Source organism: Thalassospira sp. MCCC 1A01428 (genome assembly GCF_002115825.1).
GTDB lineage: Bacteria > Pseudomonadota > Alphaproteobacteria > Rhodospirillales > Thalassospiraceae > Thalassospira.
Window position 1 is genome coordinate 1 of the sequence record NZ_JFJZ01000103.1, and the last position, 3,837, is coordinate 3,837.

The following is a 3,837-nucleotide window of genomic DNA, read 5'->3' on the forward strand; positions in this document are numbered from 1 at the left end:
AATGAGTCCTGAGCCTAGGCTTCGTTCTGTGCGCTTGCCTGCGGGGCCGTGCGCAAACCCAGCAATACAACAGCCCCCGCCACCAGCAAAAGGCATCCGCTCAGGCCAAAGACGCCCAGCGCACCACTGGCCGTGTAAATCGCGCCGCCGACTGCCGCGCCAAGGGCAATGGCAAGCTGGATTGCTGCCACAAGCAAACCGCCGCCACTTTCGGCTTCGTCAGGAACGGTGCGGGTGATCCATGTGGACCAACCAACAGGCATGGCGGCAAAGGCCATGCCCCAAATGGCAATCAAAATACTGTCGCCAATCGTGCTGCTGCCTTGAAAGGTGGCCAGGCTTAACCCGGCAAAGCCCATAATGATGGGCATAATGCTGAGCGTTCGTTTCAGGTTGCGTTCAATCAATGCGCCAGCAAGATAGGTACCAAGGAAATTGGCAATGCCAAAGCCCAGCAAAATGCCCGAAACGCCGGAAATGGCAACGCCGGTGACATTTTCCAAAAAGGGCCGCACATAGGTAAACATGGCGAAATGACCGGTAAAGATCAGCATGGTCAGGACCAGCCCAAACCGCATGCGCGGGCGCATCATCACATCAAACAGGGTGCGCAGGCTGGCATGTCCAACCGGTGCGAGCCGGGGCAGGGTGGCAAATTGCGCAATCAGCACCACAACGCCCAGAACGCCGGTTAGAAGGAAGATATTGCGCCAGCCAATCATATCACCCAGGAAGCTGCCCAGCGGGGCGGCAAAAACCGTAGCGATTGAAACGCCGCTAAATAAAATGGACAACGCACGCGGTACCAGATATTCGGGCACCAGCCGCATGACAACTGCGGCTGCCATTGTCCAAAATCCTCCTAGGGCGATGCCAAGCAAAACGCGGCCCATCAGCAGGAATGACAGGTTCGGTGCGATGGCAACCAGAATATTCGATATGATTAACAATATCGAAAACCCCAGCAGGACATGGCGACGGTCAAATCGGCGGGTCAAGGTGGCGATTAGGAGGCAGGTGATCATGGCGACAATGGCGGTGGCCGATACGGCCTGCCCGGCCAGGGCTTCGTTAATGCCAAGGTCGTTTGCCATGGGGGTTAACAGGCTGGCAGGCAGAAATTCCGCCGTTACCAGCCCGAAAACACCTAGCGTCATCGAAATGACAGCACCCCACGCCGGGGCAATTGGCCCGGCAGCGCTGGGCGTGCTTGTGTTTGTGGTATTCATTACTATCTATGTCCTGTCTGGAAGGATGTACTTTTGATTAACCCTAAAATAGGCTGGTAATTCCAGACGATCTATGCCAGATACTCTTCAATGTTTGATCAATCGTCCGAAAAATATCGTACCGGTGACCCGGGATATGTTGCAACCGACCTGATAAGCGAATTGCTTTTGGGGATGCGGTTGTTTGGCCTGCATTACAGCCGGGTACAAATGGCGCCGCCCTTCGGGGTGCGGTTTGGCGACGATGTGGGGCGTGCGCAATTTCATTTTGTGGCGCGCGGACCGGTTTATTTGCGCTGTGCATCGGGCGAGCAATGCGTTTTGCAAACCGGTGATGCCGTGCTGCTGCCCCGCGGGGTTGGTCACGAAATGTTATCGTCACCCGATATTACCGCCGACGACATTAAAAGTTTTGTTACTGCCCCGATTTGTAATCGTTTTGATGCAGTTACGGCCTGTGACCCGGCACAATGTAATAACGATGCCCTGTTTTTTAGCGGCTGCATGGAATTTGATCTTGGCTGCATGAGCCCGCTGATTGGCATGATGCCTGAAATTATGCAGGTTGGCACCATGCTGGAACGAAACCCCGAAATACTGCCGATCCTTGAAGCCATGGAACGCGAGGTTTGCTCCGAGCGGGCCGGTTATGGTGCCATTGTTACCCGCCTGGCTGATGTTGTTTCGGCATCAATTGTACGTGGCTGGGTGGAATGCGGCTGTGGCGATGCTTCTGGCTGGGTCGAGGCCTTGCGCGATCCGCGCCTGGGGCGTGTTATCAGTGCCCTGCACCGTGACCCTGGCCGTAACTGGACCGTGGCAAGCATGGCCGCCGAGATGGGCACATCACGTTCGGTTTTTGCCGAGCGGTTTCTGGCTGTTACCGGGATCACGCCATTGCGCTATGTGACCGACCTTCGGATGCGCCTTGCAATGCAGTGGATCAGCCGGGAACGCCTGCCGGTTGACATGGTGGCTGAACGGTTGGGTTATGGGTCGGGTGCTGCCTTTAGCCGGGCGTTTAAACGGGTTACTGGCACATCGCCCGGTGTGGCGCGCCGGGCATAAGAGACAGGCCAAAGGCCGGTTTCAGGGTTTGCGCACAGCAACTGTTTCTACGCGGTGGCCTTTGCCTTTGCGCAAAATGGCATCGGCGCGAAAACGCGACGGGGCCACATGCTCTTCCAAAACCCGGGCGTTGATATTTGCCCATATGTCGCCGGCAAGGGTGCGCGCTTCGTCGTCATTTAAATGGGCATAGCGGTGGAAATAGGATTCCGGTGTTTGAAACACGCTGTTTTTCAAGGTTAGAAAACGGTGAATGTACCAGGTGCGAATGTCGTCCTCATCGGCATCAAGATACAATGTAAAATCAAAAAAGTCGCCCGCATGGGTTTGGGCCGCAGGGCTGCCTACCGTGCTGATTTCAAGGACATTCAACCCTTCCACAATTAAAATGTCGGGGCTGTTGATAATTTGTTTGCGGTTCGGGTCGATATCATATGTGACATGCGAATAAACCGGTATTTCCACCCGTTCTGCCCCATCCTTGATTTGCTCTAGCGTATCAAGCAGGGCACGCCTGTCATAACTTTCGGGAAAACCCTTGCGCGCCAAAAGACCACGTTCTTCAAGGTCTGCCAGTGGCCACAAATAACCGTCCGTACACATCAAATCAACCCGGCTTTCACCGCCCAGTGATTGCGCCAGCATTTGCCGTAATACCCGGCAAAAGGTGCTTTTGCCAACGGCGACACTGCCCGCAACCCCGATGATATAGGGGGCTTTGCGCGGCGGGGTTCCCAACAGGTCGCCCATCCCGGTTTTTAGGGACGTAAGATGGTCGCGATGGGTGCGGATCAAATGAATAAGCGGGGCAAAAATGGCTGCCAGGTCGTTTTGATCTGTGGTGTCATTCAGGCCGCGCAATGCATCGAGGTCAGCAGGGGCAAGATGATAGGCCGTATTTTCACCCACAGCCTGCCATGCGTCCCGGTCAAACAGGGCATAGCGGTCCGGGTAAAGGGGCGACGGGGAATGGGGCATTACGGCCTTCTCTGCTTCTGGTGCGGTTCACATTGTCGCTTTATGCCGTTTGGACGAGGGCGATGCAATGTTAACGGTGACGATTTGGTCAATAACTTTGACCTGGCGGGCGGTTTTATACAAAAGGGCAACGCAGGCAGGCATGGTTTCTTTCATTGCCAATCGGCGGTCCCGTTCCGAAGGGCGCCTTGCATGTAGGCCGGAATGGGGGATTGTCAATTCATGTGCCTGTGTGGTCCCCGTTAAGGGTCTTTTGCGCGATAAGAGCTGCATCATTTGCATAATGCAGCATCCCGGAACGATGCTGCCAGGCAATTTCGCTTTCGCGTTCCGCATTGTGCAGGGAACAGCTATCCTGACGCATGGGCGTCAGGTTCTGTTTCAAGATTGACGTGCTGGTGATGGCTGATGCAGCCAGAGACGAAAGATGGGCGGGCGCTAGATAGGCATTGCGTTTGTTTATTTTCCACAAGGGCCAGCCGCGCCAGGACGGCCAGAGTGAACAAACCCGCCGATTTGGTGGTGTCCTTGCAAGCTGCCATGGTAATCCGCCCGGAAAATA

The 3,837-nt window shown here is 55.3% G+C and carries 4 protein-coding genes; 1 reads left to right on the forward strand and 3 read right to left on the reverse strand.

The genetic code is table 11. The features are described from left to right. Positions 1 to 14: 14 nt before the first annotated feature. Positions 15 to 1,229 carry an MFS transporter gene (locus THS27_RS25835; protein ID WP_085595835.1) on the reverse strand — a complete coding sequence of 405 codons (1,215 nt, stop codon included), beginning with the start codon at positions 1,227 to 1,229 and terminating at the stop codon, positions 15 to 17. A gap of 90 nt (positions 1,230 to 1,319) precedes the next feature. Between THS27_RS25835 and THS27_RS25840 the strand changes: the two genes are divergently transcribed. Beyond that, positions 1,320 to 2,297: an AraC family transcriptional regulator gene (locus tag THS27_RS25840; RefSeq protein WP_085595837.1), complete on the forward strand. Its 978-nt coding sequence runs from the start codon at positions 1,320 to 1,322 to the stop codon at positions 2,295 to 2,297. A 21-nt stretch (positions 2,298 to 2,318) separates the two neighbouring features. Here THS27_RS25840 and coaA read toward each other — a convergent pair whose 3' ends face one another. Together coaA and THS27_RS25850 are read right to left on the reverse strand one after the other, a co-directional pair. Beyond that, positions 2,319 to 3,275 (reverse strand): type I pantothenate kinase, encoded by a 957-nt coding sequence (coaA, locus tag THS27_RS25845; protein ID WP_085595839.1) that lies wholly within the window; start codon positions 3,273 to 3,275, stop codon positions 2,319 to 2,321. Positions 3,276 to 3,495: 220 nt separating this feature from the next. Then, positions 3,496 to 3,837 (reverse strand): hypothetical protein (locus tag THS27_RS25850; protein ID WP_210403024.1); only part of this gene is annotated, 342 nt, incomplete at its 5' end.